The sequence below is a fragment of the Marinobacter excellens LAMA 842 genome (genome assembly GCF_001574445.1).
Lineage (GTDB): Bacteria > Pseudomonadota > Gammaproteobacteria > Pseudomonadales > Oleiphilaceae > Marinobacter > Marinobacter shengliensis.
In genome coordinates this window covers 85,727-108,936 of sequence record NZ_LOCO01000013.1, presented here as the reverse complement: position 1 = coordinate 108,936, position 23,210 = coordinate 85,727, and the positions used below count along the sequence as shown (strand labels likewise).

The following is a 23,210-nucleotide window of genomic DNA, read 5'->3' as shown; positions in this document are numbered from 1 at the left end:
TGTCGGTTGGTTATGTGTTGGCCTGGCACCCATTGCTCCACCATGGAAAACAAGGGGCCAATTGTTACACCCAACCGGCCAAGATAATTGTCGCTAACCGGTCATCCTAATTGTCGCCGAACACCCAACTTTTATACCAGATGGTAGATGCTCCGTTTGTGTCGCTCTCCTACTCTGTTCGGGCACTTAATTCCGTGATCAGAATGGATGTCGACCATGAACACAAAGAAGAATCTTCTGGGTTTAGCAGTTTTAACCACCTCACTGGCGCTGGCGGGTTGTGGTGGTTCCAGTTCCTCTGGGAATCAGCAGGTGGAAGAGGATATGACGCCGGATGAGCCGACTTTCCCGGCAGCGTTTGCGTTCAGTCAGAATCCGGCGACGGCGCTGGATGAGATGAAGGAGTTGCCTGAGAAGGCGTTTCCGGCCGAGCTGTATAACCTCTTACGCCAGCAGCTCATTGAAGGCGGCACTGCGTCGAGCACAGACAGGCTTTCGTTTTGGATTGATACAAAAGATGCCTTCACCAACTATCAGTGTGGCGTAGGCACCTTTGGCGCTCTAGCAACACAGCCTGACCCAGCCGTCGGAACACCCGCCAATTCCTTTCAAGTGTCTTCCAAAGATACTGCGAATAACGAAGAAGAGCTTGGGGCATACCCGGATGGCGTCGGTACGGCAGCGCTCTTCAGAGAAGTCGCCCTTCTGATCTTCAATGATTGTGAACTCGTCGACCCGGCCGATTCAAGCACCGTCGTCGCCACGATTAATGGCCAGGTCGCACTTATACGGGAATGGGTTGGAGAGAGCAGCAACGGGGATATGGGTAACAGCCGTATTATCATGGATAACTTCCACTTTAACTTCGGCACGTCTGGCCTTGAAGCCAGAGAGCCGGTTGTTGTGACCAAGGGTAACACCACCTACAGCTTGGCTTTTGGCTTTACCGAAACCCATGTCTTTGGCGAGTTCTCCCAGGCCCAACAAAACGCACTGAGCAATTTTGAATACGCTCAGCCGTTCAGATCACGCCTGTTCCAGAAGCGTTTAGCCGATAACGACTTCAAAGGCATGTATGCCTTCGATGCAGCGAACCTGAGCATCACCACCACACCCGATGGTGGCACAGCATCGCAGGTGCAGTTCAACAACTTTGCGTCTGTTTTTGTGGCCCCAACTGAGTTGGGTAACAACACGCCAGACGATATCTACAAGTTGTACGTCGAATCACCCTACCGCGGTGATGAAAATGCCGAAGCTAGCTCTATCGTATTCGGTAGTGATGAGGACGCCGAAACGGTCTTTATCGAAACCCTGTCAAACGGTGGCAATGATAAGTTCATTACCGCGGACTTTGAGTTTGTTGGAGACGAAGCCAGCTTCTTGAGAGGCAGATCAGACCAAGCGCGGCTGGATTGCCCAACAAGTGCCACGATTGGCTATTCCTCTACACCCAGCGCACCACTGGTCGCGGGCATCAGTTTCCTTTTAGATGGCAACTCGCAGGAAACGACTCGCGTGTATGTGGATGAGAACAATACTCAAACCAACCGCGATCCAGCTGTGGCAATATCGACAGCAAGTGAAGATAACGTCTGTCGCGATGGCGAAAATGGCCCAACCAGGTTCATTCCTCTTCCGGGGCTCGGGCCAATTTCCTATGATCCATCCGTGGTGATTTAACTAGTCTTCTTGCGGCCGCCATTGGATTCTCAAGTCCGTGGCGGCTTGCCTGAACCATTTCCAACTCACCTCATCCAGCCATACACCTTGGCATTGATCATCCAAAAGGCACTGTCGCGCCCAGGCAATCCGTTCGGCCGTTTTATCGGGCAACGGCTGCCAGCTCAACCCATCCCAAAAAAGCCCCTTGTGGCTCACTCTATCCCCCCTACCCCAGGCATCACGCTCCCGCCCTTCAACGTAGCGAATCTCAACCGGCTTTTCCGGCAGCATCCTTCCGAGCAATTTGCCGTACAGGTGGGCAGCGGTGGTCTGGCCAATATCCGGCTGCGCGTTCACTTCGATCACCCAGGCGCCGATATCACGCCATGAATGACTGATGTCCGGCATGATCAGATCAATGCCGGCCAGGTCCAGGCGGCACAATCGCGCTACTTTGGCTGCTAGCTCGGCGTTGTCCGGGTGAATGTCGGCGTAGACCGGAACCGGCTGGCCACCGGCGGCGACATTCGGTAAATGCGACAGCACAACAACCTGGCCTGTTGCCGGCACACTGGTTGGCTTGAGGTTCTGAGCGTTGAGCAAGTCTTTCGCGGATTCCGCACCAGGCAAAGGCTTGAGCGGGCTGAGGCCGGCGCCGGAACGCTCCGGCCGGGCGTTTTCACGCTCTATTAATCTCGAAACAGTGTCTTTTCCATTACCAATCACACTGGCGGGCACTCGCTCTATCGCCCATACACATTCTCCGCGATGCACTGTTAATCGATAATCCCGACCCTGCACCTGAGGCTGAACAAGAACCTGATCGGTTAGTTCCCGGCACTGCCGGAAGGCCTCCGCCAGCGAAGGCAGGTCTTCCAGGTACAGATGAACGCCCTTACCACCGTCCAGATCGGCCGGCTTGCACACCAAGGGAAAGCCCAGTGCCTCGGCGACAGGCTTCAGCTGCACCTCCTCCATGATCAGTGCCTGCCTGGGCACCGGAATGCCCGCCTTGGCAAGGAAGTCGCTGGTGGCCGCTTTGTTTCTCACCAGATTGGCCGACATCACCGGGGTTGAGGAGGTAAACGAGCTGTCGAGCCACACACCGGATGCACCAATGCCGATCTGAAACATGTGATGCCCCAGACTAACCACTGGCAAACGCGCCTCGAAAGCGGCGAAGAGAAACCTCGAGATGTTGGCCGAGGTCGGGGCACAGTCAGCCAGGGGCTTCATGACGGTTTCAAGGCTGGACATTGCCTCACGAACAAGGGTGTCGGTTTGGGGGGCCATGGACACCGTCAACAGCCACTTCAAAAGCGATAAACTGGCGTTCTCCGTACCCTCGTATGAGGGGAAGTACACCAGGTAGTAATTGGGCATATCCGGCGAAGGCAAAGCCTTCGGCGCCTCGAATACCGGCAACCCGGCGAACCGCACGATTCGATGGTGCCAGTACCCAAGCCATTCCAACCAGGTCTCAGGCCCGACGGGGTGAGCCGAAGGCTCCGGTAATCGGCCAAAACCGGGTTCCGGAAAGGCGCGTTCGAGCAAAGTGACAAAAGCCCGTGAGACCGGCTCCGAAGCATTCGAAGGCGGGCGGATGTTCACGCAGAAGCCAGGCTGACGGGTCACATCTGAACCACCGTAATAGCGCGTAACCGGTGGCTGCATATCCCAATCGGGTCTCTGCAGCATTCAGTGCTCCTGCGGGTTGGGGACGCATTTGCGAGCCACCACTCGGTAAAGGCGCCATGGCATTTGCACAGATTCTTGCGAATCAATACTCGGTTTGACGCCCAGGTAACTTCTGACGGCCTCAAGGGTCAGGCTGTCTGAAACGCCCTGCAGACGAAACAGCCCACGGCAGAATTCGCACAGTTCGGTTTTACTGGCGAATTGCCAGTGGCAATCCACCATACCCGCTGACAGGACATCCCATTTTGATGGTTCGAACTGCAAAACGAACCCAGGCCCGAGATAATCGCCTTCATGCCCCATGCCGTTGTACTTACCCACAAACTCGTCGAGAAACCGGGCTTCAGGAGAACCGGACCCGACATCCAGCACAGACAGCAAACCACGGGGTACCAGTGTGCGGTGACACGCATTCAGAAAAGGGCGCTTATCCAGACAGTGATGGAGCCCCGCCAGGCTTATAAACGCATCAATCGATAGGTCCGGGAAAGGCAAGTCAGCCAGATCGCCACCTTCAGCCGGGCCGGTATTAAAGCCAGAACTGGGGTCGAAGCCATGGTACTCCACCGTTGCGGGCAGAAAACTCCGCAGGTACTCCCCGCCAGACGGCACATCAGCTATCCGGAAGGCGGGACGGGCTGCAAGGTCTGCTATAAGGGGCTCTAAAGCCCGTTTAAACTCAAGCACCCTCGCATGAGGCACAGTGAGCATGGCCTTATGGTAACTGCCACCCCGGTGCCGGAAAATTTCAGCGTAATCTGCAAGCACCTGTCCGTATCTCCCAGCGTTTTGAGCTAACATTAATGGGCCTGCCACCAAGCGGCATCTACCACATGGTATAAAGTGATCCGGAAATTCCCTGATTTCGTTTAACTGATGGGATATATCCGGTGGAGCCCGATGTCAGACAACAACCTCAAGGAACTCATCTCGGCCGTTGCCGCCAGGCAAGCGGAATTTGCCGACCTGATCGTCGCTCTGGCACCGGATCTTAGCTCGCAGTCCATCCTTCCGACTGATCTTGCCCTGGAGCTGTCTACGGCGCTGCACGACCTGGAAGAGCGTGCAACGGGCCACGACCCGCTATACAGACTGGTCAACGACCACACGGCCCCCGCCCTGGCGCTGAATGAGTCTGGCCAGGTTGTTGCTCTGAACGTGGGCGCGGCCCAGCTGTTCGATATGCAATCCGGTGATGGCCTGGTAGCCCTGGGCATCAGCCCGGAGGCCTTTCATCAGTTCAAGGAACGCCTCGCCTCCACCCAGGGCCCCACGTTGTTGAAGGCCTACCGAAAAGGCAGTGACGAACATACCCTGCCCCTGATTCTCGTGGGCATGTACCAGCAGAAACTGAAAACCTTCGTGCTGAATGCCTTGCAACAACACTGGCCGGAATCCATTGATCTGGCATTCGCAGACGTGTTCGGCCTGTCCGCCAGTGAACGCCATATCCTCGCGCTGCTATCACGGGGCTGCTCGTCGGAAGAGATCGCTGAAGAGCGAGGCAGTTCGGTGGCAACCGTCCGGCAGCAAATCAAAAGCCTGCTACAGAAGCTGGGCGCTAAAAGTCAGGTACAGGCTGCCACCATGGCCGCTTCTGCAGCGACCGCCATGGATACCGTGAAAGCGAAAGGGGATTTGCTGTCTGCCCATTACGACGACTATCCCATGAGTATTCATGAGGTAGTCCGTGATCACCGGCGAATTGGCTGGCGCCGGTTTGGCCGCCCCGGCGGGCAACCCGTGCTACTCCTCCATGGCCCCTCCTTCGGTGCCGGGGACTTTCCGGACGAACGGCGACTGGCTTCGCAGTTTGGGCTGGATGTCATTGCCGTCGAACGCGCCGGTTATGGCAGGACCGAACCCTCGGACAAATCCGAAGACCCACTGGAAAGCCAGTGCCACGATATACTCGCCGTGCTAGGCTCCCTGTCGATCTCCCGGGTAACCATTCTGTCCCATGAAGTCGCCCTTATCCCCGCCCTTGCGCTGCTGAAACAGCCAGGCATAGCGATAAACGGCATTGTTTCCGTCTCCGCAGCTCCGCCTTTCAAGGAGCTGGAGCAGATTAACGCCATGCCTGCTCACCAGGCGATTTTCATCCAGGCCGCCCGCCACGCGCCCTGGCTGGCCAGGTTGATGGTTCGGCTGTTGATCCTGAGAATGAGGAAGCTCGGGCCGGAGCAGTGGCCCAAAGTGATTTTCGAGGGCGTGGAGCCAGATGAGCATATAATTCGCAAAAACTCCCTCAGACAAGGGGTGATCGCGGCCTACGGGTTTTATATCAATCAGCTCGGGGCCGGGTATCTGGAGGACCTCAGAATTATGATTCAGGATTGGGGGCACTTGCTGGACGCTCCGAACCTCCCTCTGACACTTATTCACGGCGACTGCAATGCCAGTACCCCGGTGCCTCACCTGAGTATTTTCCGGGGCATTAACCCTGACCTCACCATCGAGCTGGTTGAAGGCGAGGGGCTAACATTGGCGGTCTCGCAAACCGAACGGCTCTACAAAGCCCTTGCGACAATGGCAAACGCCTCCGGTAACCGACTCGCACGAGAACACGGATAGGTCCCTTTACAGCCACACCCGATCAGACGTCAGGTAACTTTACACACCTTGCATAAATCGAGACAAAAATCCCATATCGATCAATGCCCTGAAACCTTGGCCCGCCGATTGCTTTACCCTCTATGACATCCGTATGGAAACCCGACACTACACGCCCTTAAGGAATGGGTAGTGAAAAGATCGATACAGGGTGCCGTTGGTCACCGACAGGTGCTGATCTTAAGGAGTGTGTCATCATGAAAATCAAAACCATGTTATTCAGTGCGTTACTGGCTTTCAGTGTCAGTGGCAGCGCTTTTGCGTACACCATCGCGGGTGGTACGGACGTTGGAGGAATCGATTCATTCTTAGGAAAGATCGAAAACATGAATCCGTCGGACCCCGCCACGGAAGCAACGTGGGCATCAGGTATCGTTGGCACCACATTGACGTTTACGGGAAAATCAGATCCCGCGAACTTTCAGGTCACCGTTGAAGACTCGGGTATCGTCGCGTTCAAACTGTTGACCACACCGTCCTACTTTCTGTTGAAAGACGCCCGCACACACGTTCTGTTCAAGAACGAGCCCAACATGGATTGGGGCGTGTTCCGGCTTTTGGACTACTTCAAGGACAAAGAGAATCTTCAGCTCAGCCATCTGACCGAGTTCAACGGTGGAACTGTTACCGTACCAGAACCCGGCACACTGGGCCTTCTCGGCCTCGGCATCCTGGGACTGCTGACGGTTCGCCGGAAGCTGCAACGCACTGCATAAACAGCTAAAGTCGTTGCCGTCTCTTCAGAGCCCTCCTATCGGGGGGCTTTGTTTTTAGCGACCACGCTGATCCTGGCCCACCATAGAAGTAGCTGTCAGGTTTCTTTACGCATCAAACGGAATTACCGCGCTCATCAACACACGGCTGAACCCCCAAAATATGTGAAGCTCATCACAAAACGGACAACTTGATCCCTCCCGCACTTCTCGGGCTGGCTCGCAAACCCAATGCCAGACAGTGACTTATATCAATCTTGACCCTCAAACGCCTCTTTACCTGTCACCAAAGCCACACACGCAGTGCGCCGTCCAGCTTATGATCACAAAATAATGATAAATCGGTCACAAGACCGACAAGCGACTAAAAAAAACAACGGAGAATTACAATGCACGGCTTTGATTTCGCAGGTAAGCGGATTCTCTGCGCCTCTGTTTCGGCGATCAGTCTATCCCTGTCGTTACCCGTGTGTGCCAGCATGGGAAACCTTGGTACCACCTATGGCGTGATGCCCACTGATGTTGCCTCAGCGCAGGCATTGTCGATGTTTAATACACAAGTGTCTGCCACCTATTACAACCCCGCCTATCTGACCAAGGACCCCCGGGGTGAGCTCACTGCCGGCCTGCTGCATGCCGAGCAGGAACTGCGCGCCAGCGGCCCAAACCGGGATGGTGACGTGGTTTCCAGCTCCCCAAGCCAGCACGTCTTGATTGGCATGAAAACCAATCTGGGCTCACTGACCCGTTTCGGGCACCCGCTTTACCTCGGTTTCATAGCGGGTGTGGAAAAATATGGAAAAGAGATGCTCGCCTTCTCGTCTGAAACATCCGAGACGGGGCAGTTTCTGCAGTACGGAAAAGAACCTCTGTTTCTTAATCTGGGCGGTGCCACGCGAATTTGGCGCGGTATCGACGCCGGGGTTTCGGCCAGAATCACACTGGAAGCTGAGGCCGAACTGATCGCCACCTCCAACCTGGCAGGCGATACGGAGAAAGAGAAGCTCAGCGTGAATGCCAAGCCGTCGTTGAAGAGCATTCTTAGCGTTAATATCGATTACGCAGATACCTTCTGCCCAGACCAGGCATGTTTCCTGGACGGGTGGGAAACGGCGATTTCCTACCGCACCAAATCGTCATCGTCTACCACCATATCGTCCAACGTGATCGTCAGCCAGACCATCCCTGACCCTGGCCTTAGCATCGCGGTGTCTACCATCGACTCCTTCCAACCAGAAACTCTCAGCATCGGCACCCAATATAGGGGCGATGGTTGGCGAATTGGCGGCAGTATTGAGCAGCAAAAGTGGTCGGAGCTTAAAAGCGCATTCGCCAACGACAGTGTAAAAGATCAACAGGGTGTTGCAGCCGCCAGCCGGATGAAATTCGACGACATCCTCGTTCCGAGACTGGGTGGTGAGTACAACCTTAATAAAAACTTTGCGTTTCAAGCGGGCATTGCTTTCGAAGAGTCCCCGCTCAAATCGGATCGCAATCCGGAAGTGAACTATCTGGACACAGACAAGATAGTAGTGGGCCTGGGGCTTAGTGCCACGTACGATCGCACCCGGCTGCTCGCCTACCCAGTTCGTTTCGACATTGGCTACCAGTACCAACAATTACAGAAGCGCGATTTTACGATCGTTGATTTCAACGGCAACGAAGAAGCGGTCACGGCCGACGGCGACATCCACGTTGTCAGTGGCTCAGTTACCCTGAAGTTCTGAGAGGCGCACCATGAAAAAAACAATTCTTGCACTGTCAGTGGCAGGTCTCGCTTTGGTGGGTTGCGGTGGCGACAGCCAAACCGTGAACAAGCCAGCCGCAGCCCCGGAACTGTATTTCGCCTATCCGGCGGACACACCGGTTATGGCTAACGGGCAACAGCTTTTTACCAGTACGGTACCCGTGTCAGCACCCATTTTTCTGCGATTTACTGATCGAATCACCACTCCCGAGGACGAACTCGCCAATACCCTGTCCCTGAAGGATAGCCAGGGCAACACCATTCCATTAGGCGCTGCGACGTTAACCGCCGGCGACAAAGGACTGGCTGTGAGGCCGCTTGAACCGCTATCCCCTCGACAGGTGTACACACTCACCGCACACGGCCTGGAAGTGGCGGGCCAGGCTGTCACACTCACAAACGATGGCATCGTCTTCAAGACCGAACCGGCAGCCAAGGGGCCACTGCTAAGCCAGGCTGAGGATATCGACTTCCGAATTGCCCGATTTATCCCCCTTGATGACGACCGATACCCTGCAACCGACCTGTCGGTGCTTCGGGTTCAGTTTACCGAACCGGTGAAAGCCTCAACGTTGGTCTATGGCCACACTTTCAGCCTGCGCGATAGCAACGGTGAACTGGTGCCAGCTGAAGTGTACCTCCGGGGGCATCGGTTGACGATTGATCCGGACGACTACCTGGACCCTTCGCAAACCTATTCCATCGAAGTGACCGACGGCATTGAAAGTGAAATACTTGGCGCCAAACTGACCGTGCCGGCGGAAGCCCCCTGGACATTCCAGCCGCTGGACACCCGTTCGCCGAACGGCGAACGTCAGTTTGCCGCCCAGAAAGCGGCCACCAATCCCGGAGAAGTTGCCCTTTCCGGTGCAGAATTCAATACCGTAAACCTGCAATCGCAACTCCTGGGCGAGGAGAATCCTACCACTGCCGGCGGCGTGGTATTTGCCGAACTGGGCTACATTCCAAAGTTCGAAAGGGAAGGCAAGAGTGTGCCCCTGGCGATAAGCCGGGGCTCTCTGATGACGGGCTCAAGCGTGGAAGTCAACGTTGCCGGCGCTGTTCCTGCCGGCTTTGAGTCCGATGCCGTGAGCGTTCGTTTTATTTCGGACGCAAACGGGTTCCTGATGCCAAATCCCTACACCAACGCAGAGGATGCTCCCCGGCTTGTCGAACTGTTCATCGATATGGCCCTGAACACGGACAACCCGACTGCCAACGCCGCATTCGCCCAACAGATGCTGCACGTTCAACTGGTGGGCACAGCCATCGTGGAAAACGGCACCTTGACCATTGAAGCGGTCGGCGTTATCGAACCCGATGTCATGGGCGTGGACAAGGCTTCAGGGTTGATCTCATTCCGGCTGGAGGGCTTCCGCTTTGAGGCAGATGCTCCAACACAGGAACAGTTCGCTGACCAGGAGGCTCCGTTTGTTAAGAGTTGGTCTCCTGCGGCTGCCGAAGTGGACAAACTGCTTCCGGGCGACCCTCTTACGGTGTTCTTCTCCGAGCCTTTGCTCCCGAGCACGGTAACAAGCAGCTCCGTTACTCTGTATCCGGTGGACAATCCGAACGAGCCAACGCCGGTTTCGCTAACACTCAACGGATCGGCACTGTCAGTGGCACCGCTTTCTCCTCTCGAGGGAGGCAGGGAGTACCGGTTGTCACTCTCAGGCAGCATAACGGATATTGCAGGCAACGCCCTGACACCTACTGAAAAGATGTTTACTCGTCCGCGCACCAATCAGGACAACCCGAGCAACCAATCACCCGTGGTTTTAACCTCGTTGCCCGGTTACCCATGCGCCAAGGTTAACGTTCCGGCGAATCCGGAGGCCGGCAACCAGGGCCGGTGTGCTGGCGGCAGAAGCACAGATGATTTGCTGCCAATTCACACCCATCCTGGCCAGCAGCCGATCATCGTGCGTTTCTCGCAGATCATGAAAAGCGACTCGATCATCGCTGACGATACGGTACGAATGGACGAGTTTAAAGACGGCGTGTGGCAAGCCTTCACTGACTTTGTCGTTGAGACAAGCCCACAGGAACTCAGAATAATTCCAAATGACGGCTGGCAATCCGGCACACACTACCGGTATCGCCTCGAATCTGGCGAAGATGGCATCCGATCGGTCGCCAATCTTCCACTCCAGACCCAGGTACTGAGCCAATCCATTCGCACCCCCGTTCGAACCTTCGGCGGCCCGGCCATGGAGAACTACTTCACTGGTGGCCCAGAGAATCCGGGCGTTCTGACCCCTCTGCGAAACCTCCCAACGGCCGATATCAACAGTGATTTTCAGATCACCAATCCGGAACAGAAGGTTCAGCCAGACGAATCAGGCACCTACGCCGCTGTCGAGAACTCGGGGCAGGTTCGATACAAAACCGGAAGTGTGGACAGCACGCTGGTCGACAATGCCAATATCGGATGCCGCGTCGGTCAGACTTGTGAACAAGAGAAGTTCATTTACATGACCGCGATGTTGGACGTTGCCGTCATCGGCCAACCGGATGACCAGGGAAGAGTACCGGTGAAGCTTTACCCCTCAGTGCTCTACACCTCAGAACTTGATGTGAATGTGAGCATTTCCGATCTAGTGGCCTGGCTCGTCGGCAAACATCACAGCATAAAGACCGGCCCGATGCTGATGCGCATGCGTTATGAAGGGGAACAACGGAACGAGCTGATCAGCGGCTATCTGTTTACCAATGGAGAGGGGGTGCTTACGTTCGAAACCGAGCTGGACCTCTATATGGACGCGCCTTACCTGAAGCCGGAAATCCCCCTTACCGAACTTGACCACAATATGCGAAGCTTTCCGATTAACAACCTCAAGCTCTCGGGACCCGTCACCTTTCTGGACGATGGGCGCATGCAGATTGTGCAAAGGAATACCGAGGCCGTTGAGCTCCCCAATATCGTGATTGACGGGAACACCCTGGGCGGTTTGGGCAACATCCTCGGCTTAGGCCCACGCACTTCGCTGGCACTGACAATACCCGAACAGCAGCTTTACCTGAACTACATATCGCCATCTACCCAACAGTAAAACGCAAGGCCGGCACTCGCCGGCCTTTTCTTTCTCAGTACTCGCCCCCCTTCCCAGGCCATATCGTCAGTACCCGAGCGTTCTTGCGTGCTGATGTCGAGCGCATGCCACATAGAAACATTTACTCACAAATCCCCAACAAACCTGACCCGAATTGATCTACACAGCTCCCCGCTTTTGTCTAACCATATAGGTGGGAAATTCTGTGTTCAATTCGACGCAAATTTGCGTCATCCGGGCCAACGTCCCAAAAAGACAAGCGGGCTAACATCCAGCATAGAGGTGTAGATACGAAAAACGGCCTGCATGATCGCCGGCGCATGAACACCTGAATGACAAAAATAACAGGAGCTTTACACATGATAGGTTCTCACCGCTTTGCCCTGCGGGCACTGTCCGTGGCCATTGTCACAACAACTGCTGGCCTTTCTTTAAATGCTCACGCCAGTATGGGAAACCTGGGTACCAGCTACGGCGTAATGCCCGTTGACGTAGGCACCGCTCAATCGCTCTCCATGTTTAATGATCAGGTGTCCGCGACCTACTACAATCCCGCGTCATTGACCAGTGACCAGCGCGGCGAGTTGACCGCCGGCATACTCCATGCAGAGCAGGAGTTGCGTTCGAAGAACCCCAATGCCGATGGCGACGTGCTATCAAGCTCACCCAGCCAGCACGTGTTGATCGGCATGAAAACCAACCTGGGCTCTCTGACCCGTTTCAAGCACCCGATCTACCTGGGCTTCGTGGCCGGCGTGGAGAAATACGGCAAGGAAATGCTGGCCTTCGGGTCCGAGACCAGCGAAACCGGTCAGTACCTTCAGTATGGCCGTGAACCTCTGTTCCTGAATATCGGCGGTGCCACTCCGATTTGGCGCGGTATTTCCGTCGGCGCCTCGGTCAGAATCACTCTGGAAGCCACCGCCAACCTGGATGCGGTTTCCACCCTCGGCGGTGAGACCAGCCGTGAGCGCCTGGCGGTCAGCGCCGAGCCTTCCATGAAAACCATTCTGGGTACCCGAGTCGATCTTGGCAGCACCTTCTGCCCAGACAGCAACTGTTTCCTGGATGGCTGGGAGACCGCGTTCACCTATCGTACCAAGTCATCGGCCTCCACCACCGTGGACTCCAACATCATCGTTACCCAGACCATTCCAGACCCGGGCCTGAGCCTGGCGGTGACCACCATCGACTCCTTCCAGCCGGAAACCTTCGCTATTGGCACACAGTATGTCGGCGACGGCTGGCGAGTGGGCGGTAGTATCGAGCAGCAGAACTGGTCGGAGCTTGAAGATATTTTCGCCAGCGACACGATTAAGGACCAGGGCTCTGTCGCTCCGGGCAACCGTATCCGGTTTGACGACATCCTCATTCCCCGCCTCGGCGGCGAATATCAGTTGAACAAGAACTTCGCGGTACGAGGTGGTGTTGCCTATGAAGAATCACCGCTGAAAACGACGCGTAATCCCGAACTCAACTACCTGGACACCGACAAAATCATCGTTGGCCTTGGCATCAGTGCCACCTATGACCGAACCCGCCTGTTGGCTTACCCGGTGCGGCTGGACCTGGGCTATCAGTACCAGCAACTGCAGAAGCGCGATTTCACGCTGGTCGACTTTGACGGCAATGAAACCGATGTGACAGCAGACGGTGACGTCCACGTCGTCAGCGGCTCCATCACCCTGAAGTTCTGAGGAGAGGAAGGCCATGAAATACAATAAAATACTGGCACTCGTTCCCGCAATTCTGCTCGCCGCCTGCGGCGGCAGTGATGAACAGACCATGAGTGAGCGCTCTGCGCCCGGTTCTGTGGTGTATTCCTTCCCGATGGACGGACAAGCCGATGTGAGTCCGAAAACCGAGCTGGTACTGCGATTCTCACATGCGATAACCGATGATGAAGCCACACTCCGTGAGAAAATCAGTATCCGTTCTGGCGATAGCTCTCAGGACTTTTCCGTCGAGAAAATCGACGGTGGCAAAAGCCTGAAGCTCCAGCCCACTGGCAGGTTAGATATCCTGACCCGCTATTCCGTCACCTTCGAACAGCCGCTGGCAGCGGAGGGCGGTCGCACCGTCGCCACGCCTAATGCGGTCGGCGAACCGGGTATCCAGTTCGACACCCGGGGTGATTTTACCGCCATCGCCAACCTGACCAATACCGACGAAACCTTCCGGGTGGCCTGGCAGGTGCCAGATCAGGGGAGCGCCTTCCAGGCCATGAACTTCTCCACCTTTCGCCTGGCCATGACCCACCCTGTCCACCCGGACTGGAAAAAGCTCGGCGGCACCATCGAACTGCTGGACTCAGACAACCAGGCGGTACCGGCCACTGTTCTGGTCAAAGGCAATCGCATTACGGTTGATCCCTGCGTCACGGCAGACCCGGAAGACTGCGGCAGCAAGGCGGATGTTCTCGAAGCCGGCCAGACTTACACACTCAAGCTCAACAACCTGACCAGCCTGACCAATGGCCCGGATGGCGACCGATTCAGCCAGGAATTCAGCTTCCAGCCCCGCGATACCGGCCCGACCGTGGTGCTTCAACAGGCGGCGGTGGATTCCGGTCTTGGTGAAGGAGCATCGGAAGATGCCGCCCAACGCTCTATCCTGAATGGGCAGATTATCAACGGCGTAACCCTGAACTCGGTGCTCCAGGGCGTGGCTGGTCCTTCCCAGCAAACCGGGGACCTGTTCGCGGAGCTGGCCTACGCCCCCGCCTTCAGGGCGGATGAGGCCCTGCCCTTGCGTGTGCCCAAAGGCAGTGTTCTGAACAGCACCAGCCTGGATGTCCTGATCGGCGGTGCGGTGCCGATCCTGAATGCAGACTCCGGACAACTGCAGACCACCGGGAACATCAAGGTCACCATGTTGTCGGATGCCTCCGGTTACCTCAGCCCGAACCCCTACACTGACAACCAGAATGCCCCGCGTCACATTACCCTGTTTATGGATGTTTCCATGAACACCGAGGAAGCGCAGCCCAATGCCTCGCTGTCTCAGGATCTGATGGGTGTGGAGCTGCGGGGGATTGCACTGGTACAGAATGGCGTGCTGACCATCGACGCCATCGGCATGGTCGAGCCCAACCTGCTGGGCCAGGAGTTTACCGATTCGACTATTGCCTTCCACTTGCAGGCCGCCACAGACGTGGATTCAGTCCTGGATGCAGATACGCTGCGGGAGCTGGACAACACACCACCGCAACTGGTGAGCTGGATGCCAGGCCCTGAGAATGCCACCCCATCTACCCGTCAGTCGATGCAGCGACCGGGTGATCCAGTGATTCTATTCTTTGATGAGCCGCTGGATGCCGAATCTATCAGCAGCGGGGTAACGCTCAAGGCAAATGGAACACCCGTCGCCTTCGATCATAACCTTGATGGCACCGCTCTGGTGCTCAATCCCGAGGGTGGCTTGGAACACGGAGTTACCTACTCTGTGGAAGTGAACGGCCTCACTGACCTTGCGGGCAACCCTGTGGCACTCGCGCCACTGAATTTTACACTTGAAGCTTTGGATGATTCCGAGACCACCGTTGAGTTTGTCTCACCGATTGCACTGACCACCTATCCCGGCTATCCCTGTGCCACCACACCCGTTGATCTTGATTCAGCCAGCCCGAATCACGGCCAATGTCTGGACGCAGCGCCTGACGGCCCGGCTGGTCAGGTGTTGCCGATCACTACCCTGCCGGAGGATCGGCCGATTACGGTCGTATTCTCTCAGTCCATGAACTTGGACAGCATCCGTTTAGGTGACACTTTCAGAGTGGAAAAACGCGGCGAAGCCGGCGACTTTGCTGAAGTCACCGGTCGACTGGAAAAGAACAATCAGCGCATTCGTTTCTATCCCAATGAAGGTTGGGAGCCCGGCAGCTATTACCGTTACACCATGGCGTCTGTCACTGGCATGAACTGCGAGTCTGCCATCTGCTCAGAGCAAGGCTATCCGCTGCAAACCGATCTCCTGGTTGATCCAGAAGATGTTGGTGGGCCCGATATGGAGATCTACTTCCGTGGGACGGAGGCGGTTAATAGTGTGTTTACGCCGCTTCGCAACCTGCCCGTGCGAGACACCAACTCCAACTATGTGATCGACTGCACCTCGCCCGGTGCGGCTGATTGTCTGGAGCCTTTTGCTCATGAGGAAGATGGCGCAGGAGGTTTCCTGCCCTCGGCAAACGCAGCCAAGCTGGGAGTTATTGGCAATCAGGCCAGCGCACTCGGTATCCCAGTTGGTGCCAGCGTCGGTTGCTCAGCATCGGAGGAATGTCCGGAGAACAAATTCATCTATCAGACCTACGGTCTTAATACCGAAATCATGGGAACGGTAGTGTTGGACGAGGAGACCGGCGAGGAAGCCATTCGGGTTCTGCTTTATCCGACCATGCTGGCCACAACCTCCGCAAGCGTATTCCTCGATGGCTTCGGAGAACAGGCAACCGGCCCGCAGATTCTGCGCATGACCTACGGCGAGCCAACCGAAGACAACCCGATGGGGCTGGTTGAGGGTTTGATTGTTGAGGGCGAAGACGGACACCCCACGTTCATGACTACGGCTGATCTGACCCTGGACGCGCCGAACCTCTCATTACCCATTGCTTCAGCGCTCTCACACGATCTCTATAGCAAGCCGGTAACACTTGAGCTCGATGGCCCCATCGTGTTCTTTGATGATGGACGCATGCAGGTTGAGCAAAGAAATAATAACAGCCCAGGCATTGATGTCCGGGTTAACGTCACGGTACCCATTATTGGTGAGTTCCTGAGCTATGCAGCATGTGTTGAAGAGAGGGGATTGACTGGCATAGTCACTTGCCTTGCGGACTCGTCAACGGAAACGGAAAGAGGAGACATCACCATTCCTCTGGTTATACCGGAACAAGGCGTTTACCTGAACTTCATCTCCAACCCGGTAAAGGAAATACCGGCTCAGCGTTAACCCAGGCCCTGCCTGCAAGGCCAGTCTCCGGACTGGCCTTTTTTATGAACAAAGGTCAGCCACCCACCACCATCCTTTCTTTCATCTGGCGGCCATTTCCTGATAATCTGGTTGCAACTTGAAACCTAAAACAACAATTCCGGGAGAGCCCCATGCAAAACGGCACACACTACCGTACCTGTCATCTTTGTGAGGCCATGTGTGGCGTCGCCATTGAGGTTGAGGATGGCAAGATTGCCTCCATCAAGGGCGACGAGCAGGACCCGCTCAGCCAGGGCCATATATGCCCGAAAGCGGTTGCCTTGCAGGATCTGCATGAGGATACCGAGCGTCTGCGCAAGCCGATTCGTAAAACCGCCGACGGCTGGCAGGAGATGTCCTGGGATGAAGCCTTTGACCTGGTAGCCGAGCGGCTCACAGACGTTCGCAAACGCCACGGCCGCAACAGCATCGGCGTGTACCTGGGCAACCCCAATGTACATAACCACGGCACCCTGATGACCACCATGCCGTTCTTGCATGCCATTGGCACGCAGAACCGGTTTTCTGCCACCTCCAACGACCAGCTTCCGCATATGCTGGCCAGCTTGGAAATGTTCGGGCACCAGATCCTGTTCCCGATTCCGGACATTGATAACACCGACCTGTTCATCTGCATTGGCGGCAACCCGATGGCCTCCAATGGCAGCCTGATGACGGTGCCGGACGTACGCGGGCGGATCAAAGCCCTGAAACAGCGTGGCGGCAAGCTGGTCGTGATCGACCCCCGCCGTACCGAAACCGCCAAACTCGCCGACCAGTTCCACTTTGTTCGCCCCGGCACCGATGCCCTGCTGCTGATGGCCATGGTACATACCCTGTTTGCGGAGAACCTGGTTAACGCCGGCGCGGCTGAGCGGCTGGTGAAAGACATGGGTTTGCTGCGGTTGGCTGCGCTTGGCTTCAGCCCGGAATCGGTCGCAGAACCCACCGGCATTGCTGCAGACGACATTCGCCAGCTGGCCCGGGATTTGGCGAACACCCGCAAGGCCGCGCTGTATACCCGAATGGGCACCAGCACCCAGGCGTTCGGTGCCACCACCACCTGGTTGGCCTACTGCCTCAACATCCTGACCGGCAAACTGGATATTCCCGGCGGCGTTCTGTTTACCCAACCCGCCGTTGATCTGGTGGCTCTGGGTGCCCTGTCTGGCCAGAATGGGCACTTTGCCAAGCGACACAGCCGGGTTCGAGGGTTGCCGGAGTTCGCCGGCGAGTACCCAGCCAGCACCATGGCCGACGAAATGCTCACCCCCGGTGACGGGCAGATCCGTGCATTCGTGACCGTGGCCGGGAACCCGGTTCTGTCGAACCCTAATGGACAACGGCTGGATGAGGCCCTCGAAGGTCTCGAGTTTATGGTGTCGGTGGATTACTACCTGAACGAAACTACCCGGCACGCCGACGTGATACTGCCGCCCACCGCCGCGCTTGAGCGCAGCCATTACGATCTGATTTTCAGCATGTTTGCGGTTCGCAACGTGGCCAAATACAGCGAAGCCCTGTTTGAACCTGTAGCAGACGCTCGCCACGACTGGCAGATTCTTCTGGAACTGGCCCACCGCCTCGAAAAAGCCCGCAAAGGCGGGCGTTTGCCGCTACGCTCTGAACTGGGCTGGAAGGCATTCAAAGCCCTGGGGCCAGACCCGATTCTGGACGCCCTGCTGCGCACCGGCCCCTACGGCGCCAACCTGGGCAAGGCGGGCAAACTGGTTCAGCCGGCACTGGACCTGGCCATTGACAGCTTGCCCAAGCGCCATCCCCTGAAAGGCCTGGCCAAACTCAGCCCGCTGAATCGGCGCTGGCAGGAGTTACCCAAAGGTTTGTCATTGTCCTTGCTGAAAGACTATCCCAGCGGCGTTGATCTTGGCCCCCTGCAACCTTCGCTGCCGGAGCGCCTGTATACCCGGGATGGCAAGATAAATCTGGCACCACGCCGATATCTTGCCGATGTGGAACGGCTGAAAGCCTTGCTGGAGCCCGGCAAAGCCAATGACTTGCAGCTGATCGGCCGGCGCCATGTGCGCAGCAATAACTCCTGGATGCACAACAGCCAGCGTCTGGTTAAGGGCAAGAGCCGTTGCACACTGATGATGCACCCAGTGGATGCCGAAACCCGTGGGCTGACTGATGGCCAGCAGGCGGAAATCGGCTCCGGTGGCCGATCAGTGGTCCTGCCGGTGGAAGTGACCGAGGATATTATGCCCGGTGTGGTGTCCATCCCCCATGGCTGGGGTCATCATCGCCCGGGCACCGGCCAGTCCACGGCAGCGGCCCATGCTGGCGCCAGCATCAATGACGTGCTCAACGACGCCGATGTGGACCCGGTTTCCGGCACATCCGTGTTAAATGGGCAGGTAGTGAGTGTCAAAGTCTGGCAAACTGAGGCGCAACTCAAGCAGGCCTGACACATTCACCACAGGGAGACACATCATGCCCAGAGGGCTCCAGCTGGTCATCATCGTTATTGGCCTGGTGGCCATAGGCATTCTGCTGTTCTACATCTGGCGCCAGGCCAGAGCGATCTCGGAACACCGGTTGCGCCAGAAAAAATCAGAGGAGTTCCAGGCCAAGCGCCGGGACGAAATGATTGAGAGCATCCGGATTATTGCCATGGCGGTGGAGGAAGACCAGGTGGAATACTCCGAGGCTTGCCTGCGACTCAAGGGCCTGTTGGATCACGTTGCCCCGGACCTGCTGGAAAAATCACCGTTCCGGGTGTTTCAGGAGGTTCACGACAAGATTCAGCACATGCCGACTCATCGGGCCCGGCAGGCCACCGACACCCGCTTTGTCGAGAAGATGGATAAAGAACGCCATGCTGTCGAACAGGCCCATTCAGACGAGGTGCGCCGGGCAGCGACCGCCATAAGGCACCACCGTTTCGATTGACCGGCGCCTATTTTGTAATTTTTTGTAACTGATAGCCGGGCGCCCAGAGAAATATAGCAAAGCAAATCAATAGTTTTACTTTCCGTGCAAACCTGACGTTGCGCTCATGGATTGCGAAGCAGCATTTGGTGCTTTCCTTTTCCCGTAACTTGTCTAACTTTAAACAAGGACGCTGCCCCCACGCATCCGGGGCAGAAACCTGTGTTGTTGTCTCCTGATAAGTTTGGACGACTCTGCAAAGCGGTTGAATTTGCCGGCCTTCCAAGGCCGGCTTTTTTACAAGCCTTGGCCCATCATGCCGGCCATGGTCATAATGCTGTCTTTGCTGTTGACCAGCACATCGAACTGTTCCTCCACAGCCTCTCGATCCAGGCCTAACTCCTCATATACGGAAGCGTCAGCCAGCTTTCCTGCCCCCAGTGCAACCCCTCGTTCTGTCAGCAACTGACGCCCCAGCCAAAGCAATCGCGCGTAATCACTGTGGGGGCCATCGTAGGTGGGATTCTTTTGATACCGGATGGCCAGGGTTACTTCGTCGGGCATGCCCCAGTTTTCCATCAACTGGGCGGAGATTTGCTCACGGGTGATGCCCAGAAGGTAATGCTCGATCACGCTGGAATCTATATGCGGGTTCACTTCCAGAGAGCGGCAAACCAGTTTGAAATGGGGAGGAAACACCTGGGCCAGCACCAGGTGGCCAAAGTTGTGCAACAGGCCAGCCAGATACGCCAGGCCAAACATCGGGCGCCGGCCCCGGGGCATCATACTCGCCAGAATGCCAGCCGATTGCGCCTGCCAGATGGCCTGCTGCCAGTAATCCACGTAGCCATCCGGATGGTCTTTCGGGTGTTTGAGTGCCCGCCCAAGGGCCAGGCCCATAGCAAGGTTCATCACCAGATCAAAGCCCAGCACCCGCGACACCGCATCGTGCACCGAGCGCACCTGCCCCGCCGCGGCATAAAACGAGGACGACGCCCAGCTTACTACCTGGGCTGCCAGGCTGGGATCGCTCTCTACCACATCCACAAGGTCACCCATGACCGCGTTCGGGTTTACCCGAAGGTGAATAATGCGCTGGGCGGTCTCAGGCAGTGGCGGCAATTCCAGGGTATCCTCCAGCCGTTGCTGGATGCGCAGGCCTGTAAATTTTTTCAGCGCAGAATGCAACTGGTCCCGATCAGCACCGTGGTTGTCGAGATTCACAGAGATGGTGTCGGTATCCACCGCAAAGTCATGGCGCTCCGCCTTGGCGGTCAATTGGCGGAAATCCGCCGCTGGCATCATGATCGCCAGTTTCTGATCCGCCAATTCCAGGGCGACGGATTCCAGGTCATCCACCCTCTGGTCGATCACGGTCGGCCAACCGGTCAACGATGGCAAGGCGGGCAACTCCTGTAATCCGGAGCGCTGGCGCACCCGGACCTGCTCGCGCCGCTGCATCATCCTCAGATCACGGCCGAGCTGTTTGTTCAGAGCCTCAAGATCCAGCAAGTCGTCACGTCGGCAAATAGCCTGCAGATTTCCCTCACTGTCATTCAGCAGCACCATACGCAACCGGTGCTGTGGCTGAACCTGGTTCGCATTTCTCAGCGACACCCCCGCGGCGCTGTCGCCAAGCGCTTGCTGAACCGCAACAGGGAGCTCCATAGCTTTCTCCAAAAGAAGGTTTGATACCTATTTGGCTGCATTGTGCAGCTAATTTCAAGCAAACTCTGGGCAGAAAGTGGGTCAGGCCACAATGAGCCAACAGGGTATGGCCTCGGCCTCACACCTCGCCGTACCGAATATTCTCCCCGAGCCATCGCCTGATCAGAGCGGACACCACCGCTGGCTGTCGCATGAGCGCCGGCGCCATCGCTTTAACGGGTTCAATCCAGCCCTTGTCCCGTTCAAAGTCCGCGAGCCTGAACTGCATCAGGCCCGTCTGTCGGGTACCCAGAACTTCACCCGGGCCACGAATCTCAAGGTCTTTTTCGGCAATAAAGAAACCATCCTGGCTGTCTCTGAGCGCCTGCAACCTTGCTTTTCCGTTATTCGACAACGGCGGGTGATACATCAACACACAGAAACTGGCCTGTTCCCCCCGGCCCACACGCCCCCGCAGCTGATGCAGTTGCGCCAGCCCAAGACGCTCCGGGTTCTCAATGATGATCAGCGACGCATTGGGTACATCAACTCCCACCTCAATCACGGTGGTGGCCACCAGCAAGTCCAGCTCGCCACTCTTGAACCGTTCCATTACGCTGGCCTTATCTACGGCTTTGAGCCGACCATGGACCAATCCGATTTTCAGATCCGGCAATCGCTCCGCCAGTTCCTGCGCTGTCACCTCCGCAGCCTGACACTGTAGCGCTTCGGATTCCTCAATCAGCGTGCACACCCAATACGCCTGGCGGCCTTGACGGCAGGCGGTGCGCACCCGTTCAACAATATCATCACGGCGGGAATCCGGCAGCACAACGGTTTCTATCGGCTTCCGGCCGGGCGGCAGTTCGTCGATCACCGACGTGTCCAGGTCGGCGTAGGCACTCATGGCCAGGGTTCGGGGGATCGGTGTTGCGGTCATGATCAACTGATGCGGGGCCAACTGACCGCCGACGCCTTTCTCGCGAAGCGCCAGGCGCTGGTGCACACCAAACCGGTGTTGCTCGTCAACAATCACCAGGGCCAGGCGCTGGAACTGAACCTCGTCCTGAAACAGCGCATGGGTACCGATGGCCACCTGCGCCTGGCCGGAAGCAACCGCTGCCAGAGCCTCCTGCCGGGCCTTGCCCTTTACCTTGCCAGACAACCAGGCGAGTTCAATCCCTAAAGGGGCAAGCCAGCCCTGGAAGTTCCGGTAATGCTGCTCGGCCAGAATCTCCGTCGGTGCCATCAGGGCTACCTGAGCGCCCGAGCCAATGGCTTGTAGCGCTGCCAGAGCTGCCACCACGGTTTTTCCGGAACCAACATCGCCCTGGACCAGGCGCAGCATGGGCACCGGCTGACTGAGGTCTTGCCGGATCTCCTTCATCACCTGCTTCTGGGCGCCAGTCAGGCTGAACGGCAGTTGGTCAAGGAACTGCTCCGGCAAGTCACCGGTCGGCAACAGTGGGAGCGCCGCCCGGGCCTGAATCTGCTCACGCACCTGCAACAGGCTGAGTTGATGGGCCAGCAATTCCTCCATCACCAGGCGCTGCTGGGCCGGGTGCCGGCCCTCCATCAGCAAATGCACCGCCGCATCGGCAGGAGGAGAATGCACCAGTTTGACCGCGTCAGTAATACCAGGCAGTTGATAGTCTGATAACAGTGACGGCGGCAACCAGTCCTTGATCGGGAAACGGGCCAGGTAACCCAGGGCCTGCTGGCACAGGCCTCGCACCCGGGGCTGCTGAATGCCCTCGGTCAGTGGGTAGACCGGAGTCAGTGTCGCCTCACCGGCAGCTGCCATGGGTGGCGGATTAACCTGGTATTCGGGGTGATAGAACTCATAACCGGCCCGGCCGGGGCGAACCTCACCGAAACAACGAACCCGAGCGCCTTCAGTCAGCTGGTTTTTCTGGGCTGCGTTAAAGTGGAAGAACCGCATCACCAGAAAACCACTGTCATCCCGCAGGGTAACCTGAAGCGATCGACGGCGCCCCATTACCAGGTCGGCCTTCATGACTTCGCCTTCGACCACCGCCACGTCGCCGATGCGCAAACTGCCCATGGGGACAACGCGGGTTCGGTCTTCGTAACGATAAGGCAGATGAAACAGGAGGTCCTGAATGGAATGGATACCCAGCTTGGCAAGGGTTCCCGCGAGGGCGCTTCCTACGCCCTTGAGCTGGGTAACGGAAATGTCGTCCAGTGACGTCATAA

General features: G+C 56.9%; 13 protein-coding genes. 9 read left to right on the top strand and 4 right to left on the bottom strand.

Features of this window, described 5'->3' with window-relative positions; translation table 11 throughout:
• Nucleotides 1-216 precede the first annotated feature (216 nt).
• A complete protein-coding gene (locus J122_RS12300; protein WP_061332585.1) occupies nt 217-1,683 on the top strand; it encodes a hypothetical protein in 1,467 nt (488 codons plus the stop codon).
• Here the strand turns inward: J122_RS12300 and J122_RS12295 are convergent, their stop codons facing one another.
• Nucleotides 1,684-3,363, bottom strand: coding sequence for a hypothetical protein (locus J122_RS12295; protein WP_061332584.1), 1,680 nt, complete (start codon nt 3,361-3,363; stop codon nt 1,684-1,686). It abuts the gene before it with no gap.
• Entirely contained in the window at nt 3,364-4,131 is a 768-nt protein-coding gene (locus tag J122_RS12290) for a class I SAM-dependent methyltransferase (RefSeq protein WP_197463845.1), read from the bottom strand.
• A 132-nt stretch (nt 4,132-4,263) separates the two neighbouring features.
• Here J122_RS12290 and J122_RS12285 point away from each other — a divergent pair, with 132 nt between their 5' ends.
• From J122_RS12285 to J122_RS12250, 8 genes are all read left to right on the top strand, one after another.
• A complete protein-coding gene (locus J122_RS12285; protein WP_061332582.1) occupies nt 4,264-5,937 on the top strand; it encodes a LuxR C-terminal-related transcriptional regulator in 1,674 nt (557 codons plus the stop codon).
• Nucleotides 5,938-6,173: 236 nt separating this feature from the next.
• Nucleotides 6,174-6,692: a PEP-CTERM sorting domain-containing protein gene (locus J122_RS24805; RefSeq protein ID WP_061332581.1), complete on the top strand. Its 519-nt coding sequence runs from the start codon at nt 6,174-6,176 to the stop codon at nt 6,690-6,692.
• Nucleotides 6,693-7,078: 386 nt separating this feature from the next.
• Nucleotides 7,079-8,416, top strand: coding sequence for an alkane uptake protein AupA (aupA, locus tag J122_RS12275; protein ID WP_061332580.1), 1,338 nt, complete (start codon nt 7,079-7,081; stop codon nt 8,414-8,416).
• A gap of 10 nt (nt 8,417-8,426) precedes the next feature.
• Nucleotides 8,427-11,489, top strand: coding sequence for an Ig-like domain-containing protein (locus tag J122_RS12270; protein WP_061332579.1), 3,063 nt, complete (start codon nt 8,427-8,429; stop codon nt 11,487-11,489).
• 359 nt (nt 11,490-11,848) lie between these two features.
• Nucleotides 11,849-13,186: an alkane uptake protein AupA gene (aupA, locus tag J122_RS12265; RefSeq protein ID WP_061332578.1), complete on the top strand. Its 1,338-nt coding sequence runs from the start codon at nt 11,849-11,851 to the stop codon at nt 13,184-13,186.
• Nucleotides 13,187-13,199: 13 nt separating this feature from the next.
• Nucleotides 13,200-16,436, top strand: a complete 3,237-nt coding sequence (locus J122_RS12260; RefSeq protein WP_061332577.1) for an Ig-like domain-containing protein — start codon at nt 13,200-13,202, stop codon at nt 16,434-16,436.
• Nucleotides 16,437-16,588: 152 nt separating this feature from the next.
• A complete protein-coding gene (locus tag J122_RS12255) occupies nt 16,589-18,883 on the top strand; it encodes a molybdopterin oxidoreductase family protein (protein ID WP_061332576.1) in 2,295 nt (764 codons plus the stop codon).
• Between the two features lie 25 nt (nt 18,884-18,908).
• Nucleotides 18,909-19,367 carry a DUF2489 domain-containing protein gene (locus tag J122_RS12250; protein WP_061332575.1) on the top strand — a complete coding sequence of 153 codons (459 nt, stop codon included), beginning with the start codon at nt 18,909-18,911 and terminating at the stop codon, nt 19,365-19,367.
• A gap of 276 nt (nt 19,368-19,643) precedes the next feature.
• On the opposite strand, the gene J122_RS12245 is transcribed toward J122_RS12250, so the two are convergent.
• Nucleotides 19,644-21,014, bottom strand: a complete 1,371-nt coding sequence (locus tag J122_RS12245) for an aminoacyl-tRNA deacylase and HDOD domain-containing protein (RefSeq protein ID WP_061332574.1) — start codon at nt 21,012-21,014, stop codon at nt 19,644-19,646.
• 118 nt (nt 21,015-21,132) lie between these two features.
• Nucleotides 21,133-23,208 (bottom strand): ATP-dependent DNA helicase RecG, encoded by a 2,076-nt coding sequence (recG, locus tag J122_RS12240; protein ID WP_061332573.1) that lies wholly within the window; start codon nt 23,206-23,208, stop codon nt 21,133-21,135.
• Nucleotides 23,209-23,210 lie beyond the last annotated feature (2 nt).

What these genes read in the sequence shown, in the direction of transcription:
- J122_RS12300 (WP_061332585.1), top strand. Translation starts at nt 217, where the DNA reads ATGAACACAAAGAAGAATCTTCTGGGTTTAGCAGTTTTAACCACCTCA.
- J122_RS12295 (WP_061332584.1), bottom strand. Translation starts at nt 3,363, where the DNA reads ATGCTGCAGAGACCCGATTGGGATATGCAGCCACCGGTTACGCGCTAT.
- J122_RS12285 (WP_061332582.1), top strand. Translation starts at nt 4,264, where the DNA reads ATGTCAGACAACAACCTCAAGGAACTCATCTCGGCCGTTGCCGCCAGG.
- J122_RS24805 (WP_061332581.1), top strand. Translation starts at nt 6,174, where the DNA reads ATGAAAATCAAAACCATGTTATTCAGTGCGTTACTGGCTTTCAGTGTC.
- aupA (WP_061332580.1), top strand. Translation starts at nt 7,079, where the DNA reads ATGCACGGCTTTGATTTCGCAGGTAAGCGGATTCTCTGCGCCTCTGTT.
- J122_RS12270 (WP_061332579.1), top strand. Translation starts at nt 8,427, where the DNA reads ATGAAAAAAACAATTCTTGCACTGTCAGTGGCAGGTCTCGCTTTGGTG.
- aupA (WP_061332578.1), top strand. Translation starts at nt 11,849, where the DNA reads ATGATAGGTTCTCACCGCTTTGCCCTGCGGGCACTGTCCGTGGCCATT.
- J122_RS12260 (WP_061332577.1), top strand. Translation starts at nt 13,200, where the DNA reads ATGAAATACAATAAAATACTGGCACTCGTTCCCGCAATTCTGCTCGCC.
- J122_RS12255 (WP_061332576.1), top strand. Translation starts at nt 16,589, where the DNA reads ATGCAAAACGGCACACACTACCGTACCTGTCATCTTTGTGAGGCCATG.
- J122_RS12250 (WP_061332575.1), top strand. Translation starts at nt 18,909, where the DNA reads ATGCCCAGAGGGCTCCAGCTGGTCATCATCGTTATTGGCCTGGTGGCC.
- J122_RS12245 (WP_061332574.1), bottom strand. Translation starts at nt 21,014, where the DNA reads ATGGAGCTCCCTGTTGCGGTTCAGCAAGCGCTTGGCGACAGCGCCGCG.
- recG (WP_061332573.1), bottom strand. Translation starts at nt 23,208, where the DNA reads ATGACGTCACTGGACGACATTTCCGTTACCCAGCTCAAGGGCGTAGGA.